At 45.4% G+C, this 21,027-nt stretch carries 12 protein-coding genes; 9 read left to right on the top strand and 3 right to left on the bottom strand.

All coding sequences use genetic code 11. The features are described from left to right. Nucleotides 1-273: 273 nt before the first annotated feature. Complete coding sequence (locus AC2TDN_RS23350; RefSeq protein ID WP_484690346.1) at nucleotides 274-1,698, bottom strand: aminotransferase-like domain-containing protein; 1,425 nt, start codon at nucleotides 1,696-1,698, stop codon at nucleotides 274-276. Between the two features lie 116 nt (nucleotides 1,699-1,814). Between AC2TDN_RS23350 and AC2TDN_RS23345 the strand changes: the two genes are divergently transcribed. Together AC2TDN_RS23345 and AC2TDN_RS23340 are read left to right on the top strand one after the other, a co-directional pair. After that, complete coding sequence (locus tag AC2TDN_RS23345; RefSeq protein ID WP_482067446.1) at nucleotides 1,815-2,720, top strand: DMT family transporter; 906 nt, start codon at nucleotides 1,815-1,817, stop codon at nucleotides 2,718-2,720. Further along, nucleotides 2,714-3,226: a 4'-phosphopantetheinyl transferase family protein gene (locus tag AC2TDN_RS23340; protein WP_484690345.1), complete on the top strand. Its 513-nt coding sequence runs from the start codon at nucleotides 2,714-2,716 to the stop codon at nucleotides 3,224-3,226. Before AC2TDN_RS23345 ends, AC2TDN_RS23340 begins: the two co-directional genes overlap by 7 nt. An 80-nt stretch (nucleotides 3,227-3,306) precedes the next feature. Here AC2TDN_RS23340 and AC2TDN_RS23335 read toward each other — a convergent pair whose 3' ends face one another. Further along, the gene (locus AC2TDN_RS23335; RefSeq protein WP_484690344.1) at nucleotides 3,307-5,457 is read right to left on the bottom strand and encodes an alpha-amylase family glycosyl hydrolase; all 2,151 of its coding nucleotides are present in this window, start codon (nucleotides 5,455-5,457) and stop codon (nucleotides 3,307-3,309) included. A gap of 399 nt (nucleotides 5,458-5,856) precedes the next feature. Here AC2TDN_RS23335 and AC2TDN_RS23330 point away from each other — a divergent pair, with 399 nt between their 5' ends. From AC2TDN_RS23330 to AC2TDN_RS23300, 7 genes are read left to right on the top strand one after another with little or no spacing between them, the layout of a single operon-like run. Then, a complete protein-coding gene (locus AC2TDN_RS23330) occupies nucleotides 5,857-7,647 on the top strand; it encodes an alpha-glycosidase (protein ID WP_482067444.1) in 1,791 nt (596 codons plus the stop codon). A 4-nt stretch (nucleotides 7,648-7,651) separates the two neighbouring features. Continuing rightward, entirely contained in the window at nucleotides 7,652-8,692 is a 1,041-nt protein-coding gene (locus AC2TDN_RS23325) for a zinc-dependent alcohol dehydrogenase (protein WP_482067443.1), read from the top strand. Between the two features lie 34 nt (nucleotides 8,693-8,726). Further along, nucleotides 8,727-9,917, top strand: coding sequence for a sugar ABC transporter substrate-binding protein (locus tag AC2TDN_RS23320; protein WP_484690343.1), 1,191 nt, complete (start codon nucleotides 8,727-8,729; stop codon nucleotides 9,915-9,917). Then, a complete protein-coding gene (locus AC2TDN_RS23315; RefSeq protein ID WP_065385434.1) occupies nucleotides 9,883-10,563 on the top strand; it encodes a dihydrofolate reductase family protein in 681 nt (226 codons plus the stop codon). Before AC2TDN_RS23320 ends, AC2TDN_RS23315 begins: the two co-directional genes overlap by 35 nt. A 31-nt stretch (nucleotides 10,564-10,594) precedes the next feature. Beyond that, entirely contained in the window at nucleotides 10,595-11,965 is a 1,371-nt protein-coding gene (locus AC2TDN_RS23310; RefSeq protein WP_482067441.1) for an MATE family efflux transporter, read from the top strand. Between the two features lie 36 nt (nucleotides 11,966-12,001). After that, a complete protein-coding gene (locus tag AC2TDN_RS23305; RefSeq protein ID WP_484690342.1) occupies nucleotides 12,002-16,975 on the top strand; it encodes an amino acid adenylation domain-containing protein in 4,974 nt (1,657 codons plus the stop codon). Then, nucleotides 16,956-18,929 carry an alpha-amylase family glycosyl hydrolase gene (locus AC2TDN_RS23300; RefSeq protein ID WP_484690341.1) on the top strand — a complete coding sequence of 658 codons (1,974 nt, stop codon included), beginning with the start codon at nucleotides 16,956-16,958 and terminating at the stop codon, nucleotides 18,927-18,929. Before AC2TDN_RS23305 ends, AC2TDN_RS23300 begins: the two co-directional genes overlap by 20 nt. 102 nt (nucleotides 18,930-19,031) lie before the next feature. Here the strand turns inward: AC2TDN_RS23300 and AC2TDN_RS23295 are convergent, their stop codons facing one another. Beyond that, nucleotides 19,032-20,792 (bottom strand): alpha-glycosidase, encoded by a 1,761-nt coding sequence (locus AC2TDN_RS23295; RefSeq protein WP_484690340.1) that lies wholly within the window; start codon nucleotides 20,790-20,792, stop codon nucleotides 19,032-19,034. Nucleotides 20,793-21,027: the final 235 nt, after the last annotated feature.

Here is a 21,027-nt window from a genome sequence, read left to right as displayed (position 1 = left end):
TTTGGGGCGAGTTCCCCTGTAGCTCCAACTTCATCACCAACTCTAAGTGATTTGAAATCCTGCGAATGAGTGAGCATACGTGAGAAAAACCCATAATACCAGAGGGACGGATCTCCTGTCCGCCTAATACGCCTAAATGGTCAAAACCGCAAATATAACGGAACTACAGTCCTCTCATTACAAATTCATTTGTTGAAATTCTTTCAATGGTGGACGAAAGAAATCATGATAGGCTTTGGGACAGATTCTTTTCTGTTTGTCTCTTAAAATACCCTAGTATCTCCGAGCGATATCTGCAAGACGCCTTGCTCCATCTCGCAATTGCCCCTCATTTACAAACGAATAGCTGAAACGTATCCATGATCGCATTTCTCTGAGCGGATCACAGATAATACCGGGAATAAAAGAGATTGATTGCCGGATGCTTTCGTTCAAAAGCTCATCCACAGGAAGCGCTTCGGGAAGCTTCAGCCACAAATTAAAGCCTCCTTTTGGACTAATCCAGCTCCATCCGGTAACAGACAGTTCCTCCTCAACAATTTCTTTTCTGATTTGGAGGGCGATGCGCAGCTTATCTAAGTGCTGTGTCATCCGTTCTGACTCGAAATAATGCAAAAATATTTTCTGATTGACCAGCGGAGTGCCGTTGTCAGCCAAAGATTTTGCGATAATTAGCGGCTTTATGACAGACTGACGACCGATGACGGCACAAATGCGCAGACCAGGCGATATATATTTACTGAAGCTGCGGAGATACACAACCCACCCATCTGTATCGTATGAGAAAAAGGGCTGAGGAGGCGGCTGATCAAAATACATTTCGTGAATCGCATCATCTTCTATTAGCAAACAGCGGTAACGTTCAGCCAGTTCAACAAGCAGCTTACGCTGGGCAGCAGGAACCGTATATCCTGTCGGGTTATGAAAGGTAGGATTCATATAAAAAATACGGGGGCGATATTGTTTCATGAGCATTTCAACTTTCTCCAAATCATAGCCGCTCGGGTAAATGTCGACAGGGAGAAACCGTGCCCCTTGCTGGCGGAAAATATCGAGCGCAGCGCTATAAGTAGGTCTCTCTACCAAGATGTAATCCATGGGTTTAATGTAGACCCTGGCTATTAAGTCAATCGCTTGTTGACCGCCAGTCGTAATGAGCAGATCGCTTTCTGTCAGTTGAAGACTGTGATTTCGCATCAAGTAGCGGCTAAGGAACTCGCGAAGCTCTTCATCCCCTTGTACACTAGAGTACGTACCCATTAATTTTGGATAAATATCAAAAACTTTTTTCACATATTCGGATAGATATAGATTTGGCAGCAAATTCGGATCGATTAGTGATTGGGAGAATTGATAAGTAACAGGTATCTGTTGAATTTCTGACAAGGAATTTTTGAGCAAGCTGGAAGAGGCTTGAGGGCTAATGTCCATAGGTTCGGATATAGCCTCTTTCGGATTGTCTGGACTTACATAATAACCTGATTTCTCCTTAACATAGACCTTCTCGTTTTGTTTCAATAACTGATAGGCTCGAAATACCGTTAGCCGATGTATCTTGAGATCTTGGGCGAGCAGCCTGATTGAAGGGAGCTTGTCATGAGCTTTCAACTCTCCACGCTCTATCTTGGTCATTATATAATCGTATGCTTCTCTGAAAAGCAGCTTGGTAACATGCGTGGATGATTGTACCTTCTTCATTATTTCTCCTCCCCCTTAGCGTTTATTATATATCATGCTTCGGCCATCTGTTCTGCTATTATACATCTGTTCTATTCATTGCGTTGTATGATACGTAGCAAGAGGGGGGAGCATCCATGATTTTTATCAATTACTTGCTCATATGTTTCATTTTTGGCACGACTTTTTTGGCCATAAAGATAGGGGTTGACGCTTCCACGCCGCCGTTCTTCTCAGCGGGAATAAGGTTCTTTGCTGCGGGTCTGCTACTGTTTCTTTGGCTGGTATGGAAGAAAAAAGCAAGCTTATCTCTGTTCATTCGCAAAGAAATGTTACTGACTGGAATAGGTCTGACGTTCGGGACATTCGCGACTTTGTACTGGGCCGAGCAATATGTCTCATCCGGTATCGCTGCAGTTTTATCAGCTACGGCACCTATGATCATTCTCGTGCTGCAAGTTCTTGTCATGCGGCAGAAGGCGTCAGCACGCTCCGTATTCGGATGTATGGTTGGATTCGCAGGAATCGTCATTTTGCTGCTGCCTCGCCTGACCTTGGGACATGATATATGGTGGATTAACGGCTGCATCGCTATTTTATTCGGACAACTCTTTTATGCATCAGGCACCCTATATTCCAAACAAGTCATTCAACGTTTCCCGCAAGCATCGCCTATTGCCCTAAACGCGGTTCAGATGATTTGGGGAGGACTGCTGCTTCTTATTCTGTCATCGGTTACAGAACAAGTGGACGTCCAGAGCATGTTAACGACAAAAGCAATCGGGTCATTACTCTACTTGATTGTTATCGGTTCAATGGTAGGACACAGTCTTTTCTATTGGCTGATTGCCAAAACAAATCCCATCTTTCCGGCTACTTGGCTCTATATTTCACCGACAATTGCCCTCATACTTGGGGTTCTATTATACGGGGAGACCATTACCTGGTTGTCGATAATAGGAGTGTTTACTATTATCGCTGGAACGATTTGCGCCAATCTGGACAGCTTGAAGCTATTGATTCATAAGAGGAGAACATGTTAGAGGTATACGCACTGCAAGTTCCTGATCAGCAGATAGATCCTGAGCTGTTTGCAAAGCTATTGAATGCTGTTTCGGAGGACAAAAAGCTGCGGATTTGTCGGTTTAAGCAGAAAACTGATGCATATAGAGCGTTGTTGGCTGATCTATTAATTCGTTCAATCATTATGGAGAAGTACCGTGTGGAGAATCAAGAGATAACCTTTGTATACGATCCGTATGGCAAGCCAACCTTGGCTTTGGATCAGAGCTTTTCTTTCAATCTTTCTCATTCAGGAACGTGGGTTGCTGCCATTGTAGGGAACGGAGGGCTAGTCGGAATAGATATTGAAGAAGTTCGCCCCATTGAGAACGACGTAGCCAAACGATTTTTTGCCCCAGAAGAATACGTTGATTTAGTTGCAAAAGGAGAAGAGGGAGGGCTGTCATACTTTTACGACCTTTGGACATTAAAGGAAAGCTTCATAAAGGCAGTTGGCAAAGGTCTGTCAATCCCTTTAAAAAAATAATCCCGCAAGGAACATCATCTTGAATAGATGAGTCCTGCGGGATTTTTGTTGCGGCTCTAGTTGATTAGGATGTTAAGCGATTACCATCCAATTGTAACTGTAGCAACTCCGCTTGCTGGAGTAACGAATGTCTTATTCGCTCCGCCTTGGAAAGTGACTGTCGAACCATTTTTCTTGAAGTACTTGTATTCTAAAGTCGTATTTGCTGGTACACTCACATCAAAATACCAAGTTGGGTAAGAATAGATGACTTGATTGTACATAGGGCCAATCGCTTTATTCGTATCCCATCCGCCAAGTTCTGCTACATTTCCAGCAAGATAAATGGCTTCGCCAGGGACAGTTGTAGCGTTGTTTACTACGAAACGAACGGTTACCTGAGTGCCTGTAAGCACGTTGTAGCTAGCAACAGCATTGCTGTCTACAGACGCTGCTGTACGGATCATCACATTGTATTTGCCCGCTGCTACGCTTGGAACGATAACTTTAATTTGTGTATCTTCCCATGAAGTGATATTAGCGCCAGTTACAGCAGTTGTTCCGAAAAATACGGTTCCTTTTGTTGCGCCAAAGCCTGTTCCGTCGATTGTTACAGTGTTTCCTGCTTTGCCCATTTCTGGACCGAAGTTTCCGATTTGAGCAGCAGATGCTGCTGTGTATTGCCATACACCAACTGCGCCTGCAGCAAGTGAGAAGGTATTAACTGCACCACCGCTTGCAGCTGTTATGCTGTTGCCGTTCAGCGTTCCGCCAAGAACATCGGCATACGTACCTGCTGCCAAAGAAGTAAGCAATCCGTTGATGGAAGCACTTGAGCCGCCACGGTTAATAGCAACCACAGCAACATTGTTGCCGAATTTGCGCTCATAAACATATACATCGTTGTTGATCCAGCGCTGCTGCGTCGAACCATAAGCCATTGCGGGGTTCGATTTGCGAAGCGGCGCCAGCTTCTTAATGACATTGTATGCCGTTGTTGTTTTGCTGAAGGAATTCATCATGCCGCGATTGTTAGGATCGCCATTGCCTGTCAAATATTGTTCTGTACCGTAGTAGATACCAGGAACGCCGCGTGAAGTTAGAGTGAATGCAAGCGCTTGTTCCAGCTTGCGGCCGGATGCACCTGTTACTTGGAAGCGGTCTAAATCATGATTGTCGATAAAAGTAACTTGATCGGCTACTTGCGTATAAGCAGACGCAGTGCCAGAGATCATAGTGTCCAAATTATACATATTTGCTGTATTGTCGCGGAACACTTGGCGTACCTTCTGACCGAACTCAAAGTCCAGCAAGCTCATGCCAGAATGATTAGCGAAGCTGTAATTCTCTTGGCTAATTTCGTTAGTTCCAAGGAACCATTCCCCGAAAGTAAATACAGGCTTGTAATTATGAATATAAGACATCCAGCTCTTCTGCCAGCCGAAAGGCATATGTTTTACTGCATCAACACGAATGCCGTCAATTCCCATATCCAGCCAAAGCTTAATGGAATCTTTAAAGTAAGTATCGATTGTGTTGCTGTTATGGCTAATATCGGCAAGATCGTACAAATTGCGGTAAATGCCATCTTCTGTGGACGAGAAGTTTGTTCCTAAATTGTGATGGAAGATGCCGTTAGTATCGCCTGTGTAGCCTGCAACTAATGTTCCATTATTGTAAAGCCTGCCGTTATCGGCAAACGAAGGATCATCTTCTGATGCAGGCGAGGTATGATTTGGTGCAAAATCGATGACGATTTTGATGTTTTTGGCATGCGCTGCATTGATCAGATTTTGAAAATCCGTCATGCTGCCAAAAGCAGGATTCGTCTTTTTAAAATCGCGTGCCCAATATCCATGATAGGGAGTATTGTGAACACCAGAGTTTGTGATAACAGAAAAAATATTTTCAACCGGCTGTGAAATCCAAAGTGCTGTAATACCCATATCGGTAAAATAGTTGTCGTTAATTTTGTTTACGATACCAGCCCAGTCTCCGCCGCAATAGACGCGCATGTTGGCACATCCTGCAGAGAAAGCGTTTCCTGTCGGATTGTTAGCTGCGTTGCCGTCAGAGAAACGGTCGGTTACGATCTGATAAATGACATCCGTAGAGAAGTTTTGTTTGTTTTGAACAGATGTAGCTGGTGCTGACTCAACAATAGATTTACTGCCGATAGGCGTAAGCAGGGCAAGTGATAGCAATAGAGCAAATAGTAGATAAATGACGGGTCTCGAAATTTTTTGAGCCACTAAGAACACACCTTTCTTTTTTTGTATTCGCTTACAATTTGTTGGATGTTGCTTGAAGCCGTTATTATTCCCCCCCATATTTGACTTTGTTCCCAAAACAAAAACAACCCCGGAGCGTTCTCTTAAAAAAGAGATCCGGGGTTGTTCTTAAACCGCATAACGGTTCAAAAAGGCATAGCCCTTATTTTGGAAACCTTCGTGTTATGCCTAATATTTTATGAGTGAAATGCGTTGATTGTCAATAGCCTGTGTGGATTTTTTTTTTAGTAAATAACATATTGAATTTACAATTTTTTGATGCTATACTCAATCTCAAATGCAGGCAATGCTACTGAAAAGTACAACCTCGGCTAAGTCGAGGTTGTGCTTTTTTTTTGTTTCAAGAAAGAGGTGAACGGATTGAACGTAGAGGCGCTGTACCATAGACACAAGCAAAATTGGGCGTTTATTTATAAACAAAATGTCGTTTATTTAAGGCTGCGGACGATGAAAAATGATGTCGAAAGTGTTCAGGTCTGTTATGGGGACAAGTATAACTGGTACAAGACAGAACAAAAGGCTGATATGTACAAGCTGCTGTCTGATGCACTTTATGATTATTGGGAAGTACAAGTACAGCCCATATTCGGCAGGCTTAGCTACCGGTTTCTGCTGCATGCAGGAGATCAATCGCTGTATTATGCGGAGCGTTGGTGCAAGGAATATGCGGCAGAATATGATTTTGGTAATTTTGAATACCCCTATGCACATGAGAGGGACAGGATCACTCCACCGGATTGGGTGAAGGATGCTGTATTGTATCAAATTTTCCCTGATCGATTTGCTAATGGTGATCATGCTAACGATCCAGTGCAGACCGAGCAATGGGAAGAGACATCTACGAAACTTAATTTTTTCGGCGGTGATTTGCAAGGTGTTCTAGATCGGTTGGATTACTTGACGAAGCTTGGCATTACATGTATTTACTTTACTCCATTGTTCCAGGCGGAGACGAATCATAAGTATGATACAGCAGATTATTATAACGTAGATCGTCAGTTTGGCGATAATGAATTGTTAAAAAAGCTGGTGGATGAGTGCCATCAACGAGGCATTCGAGTGCTGCTTGATATTGTGTTCAATCACAGTGGACATACGTTTCCGCCATTTGTCGATGTGATGAAAAATAAGCGGCTATCGCCTTATGCGGACTGGTTTATATGGAGGGATGAATGGAATAAGCAGAGCGACGCACCGGCGTATGAAACGTTCGGTTACGAAGCTAACTTACCAAAGTTCAACACGTCAAATTCAGAATTGATTGAATATTTAGTTAATATAGCAGTGTTTTGGCTAAAAACATGTGATATTGACGGATTCAGGCTCGATGTTGCGAACGAAATTGATCATCGGTTTTGGAGAACGTTTCGAGATTCGGTAAAAGCGATTAAGCCGGATGTGTATTTGGTTGGTGAAATGATGCATGATGCGATGGCTTGGCTGCAAGGGGACCAGCTGGATGCGGTGATGGATTACCCTGTTCGTTATAGCGCTATTCAGTTTTTTGCTGCTCGTCGAATCGATGGCAAGGAATTTGCTGATACCGTAAGCGCCCAAATGGTTGCTTATCCGCTGCAAGTAGTGGAGGCGTCCTTCCAGTTGCTAGGGAGTCATGATACAGCGCGAATGCTGACTCTGTGTCAAGGCAATACGGAACAGCTAAAGCAGGCCGTATTGTTTCAATTCACGTATTACGGTGCGCCGTGTATTTATTATGGTGATGAGATTGGGATGAGCGGGGGAGATGACCCAGATAATCGGCGCTGCATGATTTGGGATGAGGATCGTCAAGACAGCCAATTATTTGAGTTCTATCAACAAATGATCGTTATGCGCAAGCAATATTCAGCACTTCGTTATGGTGGATATCGGTTTTTGCATGCGGAAGCGGGAGATCACAAAATCGCTTATGAGCGATGGGATGACAGCGAGCATTTTATCGTAGCGATGAATGTATCCGAGCAAGCCGCAGCTTTGTCCGTTTCGGTAAAGGATACGAATGCTGATGAGCATTGGGTGGATGTGTGGTCAGGCGAGGTGCTGATTGCGAAAGCGGGGATGCTAGCGATGGAACTGCCTGCATTTGGTTATCGGCTGCTCCGACGTCACACGACCCATAACGCAGTGCACAACACTGGAAAAGGAGCGTAATCGAATGGAAGCAATTGTGTGGTCACGGAGCAATAGGCTGGAGCTTATCACCGCTCTGGAGCCTCAGATCGGATCACCTTGGCAAGTAAAGGTTGAAATTGCGATGACTGGAATATGCGGAACAGATCTCGCTGTGGCTGCAGGCAAGGAGAGGGGAGATTATGACGTCATTAGAGGGCATGAAGCGGCAGGTGTTGTCGTTGAAGTCGGGAGTGAGGTTACTAGCATGCGCGTAGGCGACCGGGTAGTCATTGACCCGAACAAAAGCTGCGGACAATGCCGATTTTGCAGAAGGGACAAACCACATTTATGCTCTGGGGTAAATGGAGATGGAATGGCTGTATCCGGCATCACAGAGTCAGGAACGTTTGCGCGTTTTTTCGTAACGGATGAGCAGTTTGTACATCTTATACCGGATCATATGACCTGGGAACAAGCGGTATTCATTGAGCCTTTGGCATGCGTTCTGCACAATTACAATGAGGCGCAAGTGCGTAATGACGATGCTGTACTCGTGCTTGGCTCTGGTCCAATGGGACTGCTGTGTCAAATTGTAGGCAAAAGAAGGGCTGGCTTCGTAGCAGCTACGGAGGTGAATCCCCACCGTCTTCAGCAAGCAGCTTCTGTCGCAGACGTTGCGATTCACCCGGAGCTGTTGAATGAAGCGATTGTCAGCAAATGGTTAGGTGAGCGTAAATTCGACGTTGTTATTGATGCTGTCGGCAATCAATTTCATTCCGCAGAACGTTTTGTTGACAGGGGTGGCCGAATTGTACCGTTTGGCATTCACGCAGGCTTCCAGCATACGTTCAAACCGACGAGCTATTTGCAGCAAGGGATTAAGGTGATTGGAGCAGGTGAATATCTGAATACGTTTCAAGACGCGCTAAAGCTTGCTTCGGAATTGAATGAGCTAGACGGCATGGTTACGAAGAGGTACCGACTTGATGAGCATGAAATAGCAATTGCGGAGCTGCTGAACGTAAGCAAAGCACAAGAGAGCGGGCAAGTGAAGGAAACGATGAAAACCGTATTTATTCCTTGAGATACAAATGGATTAAAGACAAGGGGATGATGAATTGACGGAGCTTGTTATTTGGCATGAATTTGATGGGCAAGGAGATACGTCTATTGAAGTGCTTGAGCAGCTATGTGAAAAATTCGAGGAGCAGCATGGCGTACACATTAGGCTGGAGTCGATGAGCATTACGGAGCTGGGGGAGCGAATAAAGCATATTTATCGGACAGGAGAAGGGCCTCATATGGCAATCGTCCCTTCAGACATGGCGTCATACAAGGAAAGTGCTTTGTTGTCTGCGGTTCCGCTTGCTTGGTATGAGGGGATTATTGGCGAGCATGTTTTGCAATCGATGCTGGTGGACGGCTATCAAGCAGGATTGCCTATTCTGACAGGCAACCATCTAGCTTTGTATTATAATCGCGGGTTGTATACGAATCCGCCACTGGATTGGCAGGAGTGGAGCGAGCGTTCTGCGGAGCTGAATGACAAAGGAATTACACCTGTTGGAATAGATATCAAGCAGTCGTACAGCTTCATCCCGTTGCTGACAGCGTTTGGCGGCTGGCCGATGCATAACAATAAACCGAGTCTAGGTACCCCTGAGATGGAGGCGGCTATCGCCTACGTTCAAAGTCAACGAGAAAAAGGCGTATTAAAGAGCTTTGACGGTGCGACCGAGCTGCTGGAGCAGTTTGTAGCTGGACAAATCAGTGCAATTATTACGGGCGAGTGGATTTACAACTACTTGCAGCGCGAGATGGGCGATGAGCTGGGAGTTGCACATTTGCCTGCGATTGCTGGCAAAGCTTCCTTTTCGATGTCCTCTTCAATTGGACTTATTTTCCCCAACGATTCCATTAACTCCAGTCTTGGCGACGATATTCGCAAGTTTGCTGCGTTCCTGCTGGAGGATGAGAGCCAGCTTGCTTGGGCAGAGCGGGCACAACGAATTCCTGTACGGACGGGAGCGATGGAGAAGCTGCAAGCGACAGCAGACCCGAACAGACAAAACTTAATGGTGATGGCGAACGCGAGTAGACCGATTCCGGTCAGCCCGTTCATGATTGCAGCTTGGGTAGGTTTGGAGGCAGGTCTAGCGGAGCTAGAGCAGGGGAATGCTGAGGGCGCTTGTCGCAAGATGGTGGATGTGTCGGAGGAAGTTGTGGCGCAGATCGAGCAGTTTTTGCATGAAAAAAATGGGGAGGATGAAATGAATGAAAGTAACAGTGTTCAGCCAAGTGTCCATTGATGGCAAATTAACGTTCGGAAGCGGGTATTCAAGCAAGGAATTGTTTCAATTGTTTACGCAGGAGGATATGGAGTTCATTCATCGCTTTCGTGGGCAAGTGGACGGGATAATGGTCGGCAAAAATACGATTTGCACAGACAATCCCTTTCTAACGAATCGTTATGAAACGGGAAAAAATCCGGTTCGTCTCGTGCCGACAAGAACGATGGATTTGCCGCTCGACAGCAATATTTTTATGGACGATGAACGTACCATTATGATAACGACAGAGCAAGGAGCAGACGAAGAGAAGAAGGAATGGATTCGGAGCCGGGGCAAAGAGGTGATCGTATGCGGTCAAGAGCTTGTCGATTTCGGAAAATTATTCCCTTTACTAGAAAAGAATTATGGATTCCGTCATTTGATGGTAGAAGGGGGAGGCATGCTGAACTGGCATGTGTTTGATCTTGATTTAGTTGATGAAATTATTTTGATGCAGCTTCCAATCATTATCGGCGGTGCCTCGAACATTTCGCTCGTAGACGGCCAAGGCTACAATGATTTGTCGTATACGAAAAAATTTGAAGTAGCAGATATTCAAATAAAAAGAAATTATACGTTAATGCGTTATGTAAGATCAGAAGCAGCGAATGAATGGATAAGCTGATAAGTTAACTTCTTAGGAATGAGGCACGAACATGGGTAAAGCCGAAAGTAATAGTTTTTATAAAACACTTCTCCAGCTGGCTGTTCCGATTACGCTTCAAAGCTTAGTGATGTCATTGCTGTTTATGACGGATCAGGTGATGGTCGGACAGCTTGGCGATACCGCTATTGCAACGGTAGGTATTGCGAGCAAAATTAACAGCGTTGTATCGGTTGTATTAGCTGGCCTTGCTGGTGCGCTTTCGATTTATGTGGCGCAATATTGGGGCAGCAAGGATCGGAAAAGCATCTCGCAGCTGCTTGGCCTTGGACTCGCTATTGGTCTCGCATTATCGCTAGTGTTCGCGGCAATAATCATTGCCAAACCAGACTTGTTATTGTCCTTGTTTACGAAGGATAGCAGCATTCTTAGCAATGGGCGTATTTATTTGCAAATTATTGCAATTAGCTTCGTTCCAGCTATGCTGACGATGTTGTACTCTGCAATGCTGCGGAGTACAGGGCATGTGAAGTTTCCTATGTATATTAGTTTATTTACGGTCATTTTGAATATTGTGTTGAATTATTTGCTCATCTTTGGTCATTTTGGCTTGCCGAAATTAGGGCTGGCAGGGTCGGCTTATGCCACCTTAATCTCACGTGTAGTTGAAAGCATGCTTATTATTGGGTCCGTCTACAAATATCGGCTGCCTGGCGGCACGTCACTTAAAGAGCTGTTTAGCATTTCAAGGCCGCTCGCAAACAAGTTTCTCATTACGATGTATCCGCTTGTACTGACTGAATTGGTATGGGTTTTAAGTGAGGCGGTTTATGCGATTATTTACAGCCGCATGGGCACTGTTGAAATGACAGCGATGACGATTACGTTCCCGTTGCAAGGATTAATGATTGGCCTATTGACCGGTATTAGCGGGGCTGCTGCTGTTATGGTTGGCAATAAGCTCGGAGCTGGTGAACCTGTAATTGCGCAACAATATGCTAAGCGGCTCATTCGGTTTGGTATTGCTGCCGCATTTGTATTAGGTGTGGTGATTGCTCTAATTGCGCCGCTTTACACGAAATTGTTCCAGGTATCCGCAGAAGCAGATCAGCTTTCCGTTTATATTTTGTGGGTGTTCGCAGCATTTATTTGGGTGAAGGTTGCCAATATGATTATGGCAGGAGGCGTGTTGCAAAGTGGAGGCGACAGCAAATTCGTCTTTGCAATGGAATCGACCGCTACGTGGCTGGTCGGCGTACCGCTTGGCTTACTGCTGTCCGTTGTATGGAAGCAGCCGATTTTTTGGGTATATTTTTTCCTCTCATTAGAAGAACTAGTTCGGTTCGTCATTGGCTGGCAGCGGCTCCGCTCAGGTAAGTGGGTACGGAATTTAACGACTAGTGAGGAAAGCATATCTGCATAGATGTCGCCAACATGATGCGCAAAGGAGGGATTAAATGTGGAATCTGTGTTAAATGAGGTGCAGCTAGTTCCTTTAACACATCCTCAGAAGCGGATTAGTTACGTGGAGCAACGGTATGAAGCAAGCCCTATTCATGTCGTTGGCTGTTTAAGCCTGATCGAGGGCGAAGTGGATTTTAAGTTGCTGGAGCATGCGATTCGTTTGGTTCTCCATCAGCATGAAGCGTTTCGGCTTCGATTCGTACAGGAGGACGGCGAGCTGAAGCAATTCATACAGAGTGGACTTGCAGAAGACGTTACAGCATTTATGGATTTCTCGGTAGAAGATGATCCCGAGCAAGCCATGCAGCAATGGTTAAACCGTGAGGAGAATACGCCTATTCCCCTCATGGACGGCTGCTTATTTCGGATTACGATGTTCCGTATTAGTGAGCAGCATTGCGGTTTCTTGACGTTGTTTCATCATATGATCGGGGATGGCTGGTCTCTGCAATTATTTATTGATGGTATTGGCAAGAGGTATGAGCAGCTATTGCTGCAGGATGAGAATGTTCCTGATGAAGAGGCTGTCGGATATTTGAGCTGGCGACATCAGGAGCAAACGTATTTGGCTTCCAGCCGCGCCGAGCGTGATCGATTATTTTGGCAAGAAAGTCTTCAGCATTTGCCAGAGCCGATGTTCCCAGAGGACAGCAGCAGCTACATTGCAGGCGCGAGGCAATCATTCCGATTAGGGGAAGAAGATACGGGGGCGCTCAGAAAGCTGGCGCAGAAGCTTGGCTGTACGGAAAATACGATGCTGACGGGGCTTGTCCTGCTTTATTTGCAACGAACGCTTATGCGGGATGATCTCGTCATCGGGACGCCAGTATTTAATCGCATAGGGAAATTGGAGAAGAAAATATTTGGTGTATTCACCAGTACGATGCCATTGCGAGTACAGATGGATGCAACTGAGCAGGTATCTCCGTTTTTTGAGAGACTTAATCGTATCATTCGGCGGAGTCACTCTCATCAGAAGTATCCTTATGATCTGCTTGTTCAGCAGCTTGAGCTGCGCAGGATTGGTCTGGAGCAAGTATTTCAAGTTTCCGTTAACGTGTTTAATACAACTTTGTTGACAGAGCTGGATGGCATGGCTGTAAAACATCGCGAAATATATAGCGGTAATCAGGGCAATGCGCTGCAATTTGTCATCAATGATTGGAATGGCGAGAATGACTATACCATCGATATCCAATATAAGACTAGTCTGTTTACAGATGAGTCAATTGGGAAAACGATTGCTGTGCTGCGTCATCTATTAGGGCAATTGCTTAATAACTCTGAGCAACGAATAAGTTCCTTATCTGTTGTTCTTGAGGATGAAAGGCGGCAGCAGCTCTATGCATTCAATGAGACAAAGCTTGAGCTGCCGCGTTACAAGTCAATTGTGGAATGGTTGAAGGAAGGGGCTGCGCAAAGGCCAGACGCCATTGCTCTTGCAATTAAGGATCAAGAGATGACGTACTCGGAGCTGAATAAAAGAGCGGATCAAATCGCTTGGAAATTGCGTGAGTCTGGTGTAGGTCCTAATCGTATCGTTGCTATAATGGCGAATCGTTCAATAGAGATGATCGTCGCTATTTATGGCGTCTTACTATCGGGCGGCGCTTATTTGCCGATTGATCCTGCATATCCACGTGATCGAATTGCTTATTTGCTGGAGGATAGCGGCGCACAGACGATACTTGTTCAGCGAGGGCTTCGCCAGCAAAAGGCAATGGCAAAGCTAGGGATGAAATGTCTAGAGGTATCTATTGATGAGCCGTTGGATGAATCGATAGACGGCTGTGATCGCTATAATAACCAGTTGTCATTTGTTAATACACCAGACCATTTGGCCTATATGATCTATACGTCAGGATCTACCGGAAAGCCAAAAGGCGTAATGATTCAGCATCATTCCCTCATTAATTTCATAGCGGCGATGAAGGAACAGTTGCCGTTTGAAGAAGGGGCAATCATGCTGTGCGTGACGACGATATCGTTTGATATTTTTGTATTGGAAACGTTAGCCCCCCTTGCTTTTGGCATGAAAATTGTAATTGCAGACGAGGCTGAGCAAGTGGATGGCGCTTTGCTTAATAAGCTAATCGTTAACGAGCGGATACAATGGCTGCAAACGACCCCATCCCGAATGCTGTTATTGCTTGCGGATGAGGGAGCTGCAGAGGCACTTGGCCGTTTGAACTATATGTTGCTCGGCGGAGAACCATTTCCGGCTGTGCTGCGTGAGCAGCTTACGCAGATTACAAAAGCAAGATTATTTAATATGTACGGACCAACAGAAACGACCGTTTGGTCTACGATGCAGGAGCTAACAAGCGAAGAAGCTATTACGATTGGGCGACCGATCGCCAATACCTCCGTTTATATTTTAGGTGAACATCAGGAGCTGCTGCCGATCGGCATGGCTGGTGAGCTCTGTATTTCGGGTTATGGCTTAGCAAGGGGATATTGGAATCGGCCGGAGCTGACGGATGAGAAGTTTGTGCCGCATCCGTTCGAGTCTGGGCAAAAGCTGTACCGTACAGGCGATCTGGCGAAATGGCTGCCAAACGGGCAATTGCAGCATTTGGGCCGGATGGATCAGCAGGTCAAAATTCGTGGATATCGGATTGAGCTTGGTGAGATTGAAAGCTGTCTGATGATGCTTGAAGCGGTTCATATGGCCGCTGTCGTTGTATGGATCAGCCCAAGTGGCATTCAAGAGTTGATTGCTTATGTGAAGGTGAATCGGGCGCTTGAGTCTTCTGTGCTAAGAAGTCAATTGGCGGTACATTTGCCGGGATATATGCTTCCTTCCCGATATATTCAATTGGAGCAATTGCCGCTTACTCCAAATGGCAAAGTGGATCGCAAAGCGTTGCCAGACCCGCAAACGACAGGAGTATCGCAAGCTCAAGCAGCTTTAATGGCTGAATCGCAAACATCAAAAACCCAAGTAGTGAAGTTAGAAGTTGCAATGTCCGTAGAAGCTGCTAAGCGTTTAACAACGTCGCATGCGACTGTATCGCTGCCGGAAGCTGACGAAACGGAAGAGGGAGCAGCAGCTGTCGAACATTCGCTCGAGCGAACGATTGTGAATTGCTGGCTGTCCATCTTGGCTGGACATGATATTAGTCATTCCGACAGCTTCTTTGAAGTAGGCGGGCATTCACTTCATGTATTAAAAGTTATTTCTGTTATGAAGGATCGCGGAATTCCGGTACAAGCATCGGATATATATGCCGAGCCAACCGCGAGCGGACTTGCGGAACGGCTGCGAAAGCGGCATGGAGCTTTTGTGTTCGAGCCATGGCAAGACACTTCGGTGAACAAAGAGGTAGCTTCCGCCATTACCATTAATGGCGCGATAACAACGAATCGTGACGCCTATCGCTGGGAGCAGGTTAACTGCTTTACGAAACCGATGGCGATATTGTTTGAGTCGTTTCAACGCGGATATTTTGAGCTGTTCCTGTTCCGCTACAATTTTTATATGACCTTTTTTGCAGATAAGTGGAAAGAAAGTCCGTTTGAACGTGAGGCGGAGCCGAATGCGGATTTTGTGGATTTATATGAGAAAAAGCTGAAAGAAGCTTTTCAATTGGATATAAGTAAAGTCACCTTCAACGATGCTAATGAGCTAAGAGCATTATTGCAGGAAGGGCTGAGGAACGGGCAGCGGATGTTAGTTCCCGGGGATTTGTATGGGCTCTATTATTCCAATCATTATTTAGGCGAGCCGCATACGCATTATTTTGTTATAAAAGGCTACGACGCGAAGCGTGACCTTGTTTATGTGCTGGACAATATGCATATTGAAGGAGGGGCGCTGCCGGTTTATAAGGACTTCGTCATTCAGACGGAGCAATTAGTCAGCATGAGCCGCTTTTATGCACAGCATTGGTGCCCAGAAGGTTCGATTCCGTATTTGTTATCGCTGGAAGAACGGGCTGACGTGCAAGAAGCAATGGATAAGCGCTCATTATTATGTGAGCATTTGGAGCTGCTGGAGCGTTGGACGCAGGACAGCTCACTTATCCTTTATTTAGAAGAAGAGATGCTGAAGGAAATCGAGGTTCGCAGGGATACATCCAGACTTACAAAGCTTATACCATTGACTAACTATAAGTCAGTCTATTATGATCAATTATTTTCTTTCATGGAATCTTTGCAGGTGGAACAGTCGGGTATTGATGAATTGCGCTTGCTCAGCATTGCCATCGGCGAGGAATGGGAACAATTCCGGCTGGCACTATTTGATCGGGTAGCTGATCGCAGGTATGAGGTGAAAGACCTTAAAATAGAAGCAACGCGGATAGCCCAGATGGAGACGATGTTTTTCCATACACTTCGGCAATTGCTGGCAGGAGCTAATTTGCATGAACGGTCGTTAAACGAGGAAGCTTCTGCGGGAATCGGTAATTTTGCGGAATTCAATTTGAATGCACAAAACGGAGTAAGGCAAAGGGACAGCCTCACCATGATTCATACGACAGCCCGAATCGACGATACGTGGATCGTGAAGGATGAAGCACCTCAGCTACTCGCAACACCGACGAAGGAGCAATTCCGCATGGAAGCAACTGTAGTAAATCGCAACAAATACGGCCCATGCTATCATAGCGGTCTAATCGTCAAGTTCAAGGATCATAGCAAAATTATGTTTGGCAATGCCCGGCGCAAGCTGCTTGGTGTATTTTACCCGGAGAGAACGGACAACTACGAGTTGTTTGCTAGACCGGATGTGCAAGAAAAACATCGATTGTGCATCGAAGCAAGTGGTGACGAGCTGTATTTCCGTGTCAAGCATGAATGTGAAGCGGACTGGGAGCTAGTTTGTTCATTTAAAATAAGCGAGCCGGTCATCAGTGTTGGTTTATTTTCGAAAACGTGGGAGCCAACAGATCATCAAACAGAGTTTACCGAAATTATCTTTTACGATGGGGAAGGTGAAGGTGGAAATGAACACGAAACTGCATAATCATCCATCCGAAGCAATGGTTCTAGAGGACATGTCCCCGCTGGCTCGTATTTCTTCATTTATACGCTCACGCATTAGTGATAACACAACGCTAGTATGGCTGCCAGCTGTCTGGAACACTTGTGGCTATGCGGATATTTTGGAGGTGAAGCAAGGTGAAATATTGGTTGCAGCATATCCGTTTCTGGATGCTCATTTGGAGCAGCTGGGCAGAGAAGCACATCGTTACCGCTTGGAGGAAGCAACCAATCTGGATGAAAGTGTAATCTACTCCTCGCTTGTTCGTTATTCTACTGCTTGGGACACTGATCATGACGGAAACATTGAGTCTGGAACTTTTCTAAAAATGATTCTGCTGCTTCCGCTGCTCAAGCAAATGGGCGTCAACATTTTGTACATGCTCCCGGTGACACGGTACAGCACAATTAACTTAAAAGGTGATATCGGATCACCGTACGCCGTACAATCGATGTTCGAACTCGATCCAAATCTTCATGATCCATTGTTGGATGATATGACTTCAATAACGCTTAATGATGAAATGTCTGCGCTTGTAGCAGCATGCCATCTCCTTGATATTAAAGTGACGGTGGACTTTATTCCTAGAGTCACTGCAAGAAACAGTGATTTGATTCGTAACCATCCTGAGTGGGTGTATTGGATTCACAACGAAGCTTTGGAGGGCTTCGCGCCGCCGCCAATTCCTGAGCTTGATTTCTTCGAGGAATGCAAACCGGACAAGCTTGAGACGGTGTATCGAAGTGGAGAAACGGCAGCTTTTTTAGCGAAATTTTCGTTGCCGCCTAATGATCTGAATGAGGAGCTTTGGTTGCAGTTGAAGCATCGTTCCCAAGAGACAGGCGAGGAGCTGCTTCATTTAATTGAAGAGGAGATGGGGATTACGACGGCCCCTGCTCATTCGGACTGGATCAATGATGTTCAGCCGATATGGACGGACATTACGTTCCTGCGCTTGTATGCGGATAACAATCCGCTTGTGGAGCATTTAATTAAACCGGATCAAGCACCTTATGTATTATTTGATACGATCAAATGCAACTATTACCCGGCAAAGAAGCCGAACCGTGAATTATGGGATTTGCTCATTGAAGGGCTGCGCTTCAATTTAAACACGTACGGCATTGACGGCTTCCGCATCGATATTGGGCATGTGCTGCCGGTTCCGCTGCTTGATGAGATGTTTGATGTGGTAAAATCAATCAAGCCGGAAGCGCTGCTCATTAGCGAGGATCTATTTAATCGCAATCACCAGAAAGCGGCTGCAGTGGGTTATAACATTATGCTCGGCAGTGGCTGGAACATTATGACTGACATTACCAAAGACAACTTAACCGCATACTTGAAGGAGCTTCCGCAGCTTGCCATTCATGTATTTGCCTGCGCAGAGACGGCGGATACCCCGCGTATTACGAGCAGGGGAGGTGTAGCGCTGGCGCGAATGATCGCTGTGTTTAATGGGTTTTTGCCGAATGCTATTCCATATATTACGACTGGATTTGAAATGAACGAAGAGCTGCCGCTGAATTGCGGATTAGGCGATAATACAGATGGAGCTGACATTCCGCGGGCGTTCTTCAACCGGATGCAAATTGATTGGTCAAAGTCGGAATCGATGATTCCGTTGTTATCTGAGCTTCATGAATTCAAAAGCCTTAAGCGAAATCTGATGAATGCAGAAAAGTTTTTTGTCGCCGAATCTCCAGAACATGTTGTTGTGTATGGATATATGAACGAAGAGGAACGACTGATTTGCTGCTTTAATCTGAGTGGAGATCAGGCTGTGGAGCTGTCATTGGCGCCTTTCCGGCATGTTGATGCGGCGTGGAAGGTGGGAATAGATAGCCATTTCAGGCAGGGACAGCTATCATCTGCCGCTCTATCAGCGAATAAGGTGAAGCTTCAGCCGTATCAGGCGATTATTTTTACTTGTTGAGTAGGATAGTAGGTTAGTTTTCGTGTTGAGAAAAAAAGGTCGAGCCAGGGTTATCACCCTGATCTCGACCTTTTTCTTGTTCATTTTAAGCCGATCCCATCATTACACGCTAGCTTTAACTTTAACCTTAGCTTTAAGAATCGAGTATCCGAAAGCTGGCAATCTTAATTGCTTGGAACCGGATTTGATAGACTCACCGGAAAGCGCATCGATCCATTCATATTCGTTGCTCTCACTAAGTGAGTAAGCTGCTACAGCATTCGAATTATTAATCGCGATAAGGAAGCGTTCATCGGCATTCTCTCTTTCGTAGGTAAGCAATTGCTTGTTGCTTTGAGCCAAGAATCGGATGCTGCCTGTACGAAGCACTTCATGCTTCAGACGAAGATGGATAATGTTTTGGAAGAAAGTAAGCAAGTTCTGATCTTGCTTGTTGACATCCCACTCCATACATTTGCGGTTATGAGGATCATGTTCGCCATCCATACCGATCTCGTCACCGTAGTAGATACAAGGAGCGCCAACAAACGTTAATTCAAACAAATACGCAAGCTTAAACCGATCTTTATTGCCTTGGCACAACGTCAACAGCCTAGTCGTGTCGTGGCTGCCGAGTAAATTGAAGGAGGTTTCATTGACTTGGCGCGGGTAGCTGGCAATCTGCCGCTGAATGGCATCAGCAAAGCCTTTTGCATCAATCCGAGAATGAGCAAAGAAATTTAAAAGTGCGTTTGTGAAAGGATAGTTCATAACGGCATCAAACTGATCGCCTTGCAGCCACGCCATGGAATCATGCATAATTTCGCCCAAAATATAAGCCTCAGGATTGATCTCCTTAACCGCTTTGCGGAACTCACGCCAGAAATGATGATCGACTTCATTAGCCACGTCAAGCCGCCAGCCGTCAATTCCAATTTCTTCGATCCAGTACCGAGCAATACTAAGCAAATAATCCCGTACTTCTGGGTTCTCAGTATTCAGCTTCGGCATAATCGGTTCAAAGCCAAACGTATCGTAGGTCGGGATGCCGTCCTTCACATCCAGCGGCCATTCGCGAATGAAGAACCAATCGGCATATTTTGATTTAGGTCCATTTTTGACAACATCAACAAACGCAGGGAACGTATTGCCGCAATGATTGAATACCGCATCGAGCACGACGCGAATGCCTCTTTGGTGACAGGCTTCAACCAGCTCTTTGAGCTTCTCATTTGTACCGAAATGTGCATCAACCTTGAAATAGTCCTGCGTGTCGTATTTATGATTCGTAGTGGCTTGGAATAATGGGTTGAAATAGATGGCATTAACGCCAAGCTTGGATAAGTAATCCAAATGATCAAGTACGCCTTGCAAATCGCCGCCAAAATAGTTAGTAGGAGTTGGAGTTCCGCCCCAAGGCAACACACCCTCTGGGTCATTGCTTTTGTCCCCATTAGCGAAGCGTTCAGGGAAGATTTGATAAAATACCGCATCTTTAACCCATGCAGGAGGAGAAATAATATCGATAGGATTCAAGAAAGGGAAATCGAACAATCCTTCATAAATAACATCAGGGGCCTCATCAAAAAATCCTTTTTCGAGCATATACACGACTTGCTCTTGGTTGCGAATTTCAAAATAATAGACGGTTCTGCGGTATCGCGGCTGAATAGCTGCTTCCCAGTAATCGAATCGTTCATCTGACGCAAATATCGCCATGGGAACGGAGGAATTCGTATGATCCCAGCCATACTTATCCCCACAATGTAGGACGACAGTATCAACATCATCCCTTTTTGTGCGCAGGCGAATATGAAGCGTTTTCTCATCGTAAGCATAGGACCAGTTTTGTTTCATTCTGTGATACATGACGTCTAATTGCATGGTTTGATCGCTCCTTTAAAATAGATAAAAGGCATGAAAAAAAGGGCCCAACCTCATTCTTGAACGAGGTTGAACCCTAGGTTTCATTGCCTTTTAATTTGATTAATTATAGCATATGCGAATATCGCATATCAACAATAATTTACATTTCTACAAGGAAGGAACTGTGGCTTATACAGTGCGCAACTGAAACAGACTGCAATGTCTGATGCTGCGGATATGACTGACGAATGGT

The organism is Paenibacillus sp. Y660 (genome assembly GCF_057221575.1).
This window is presented reverse-complemented; position numbering and strand designations above follow the sequence as displayed.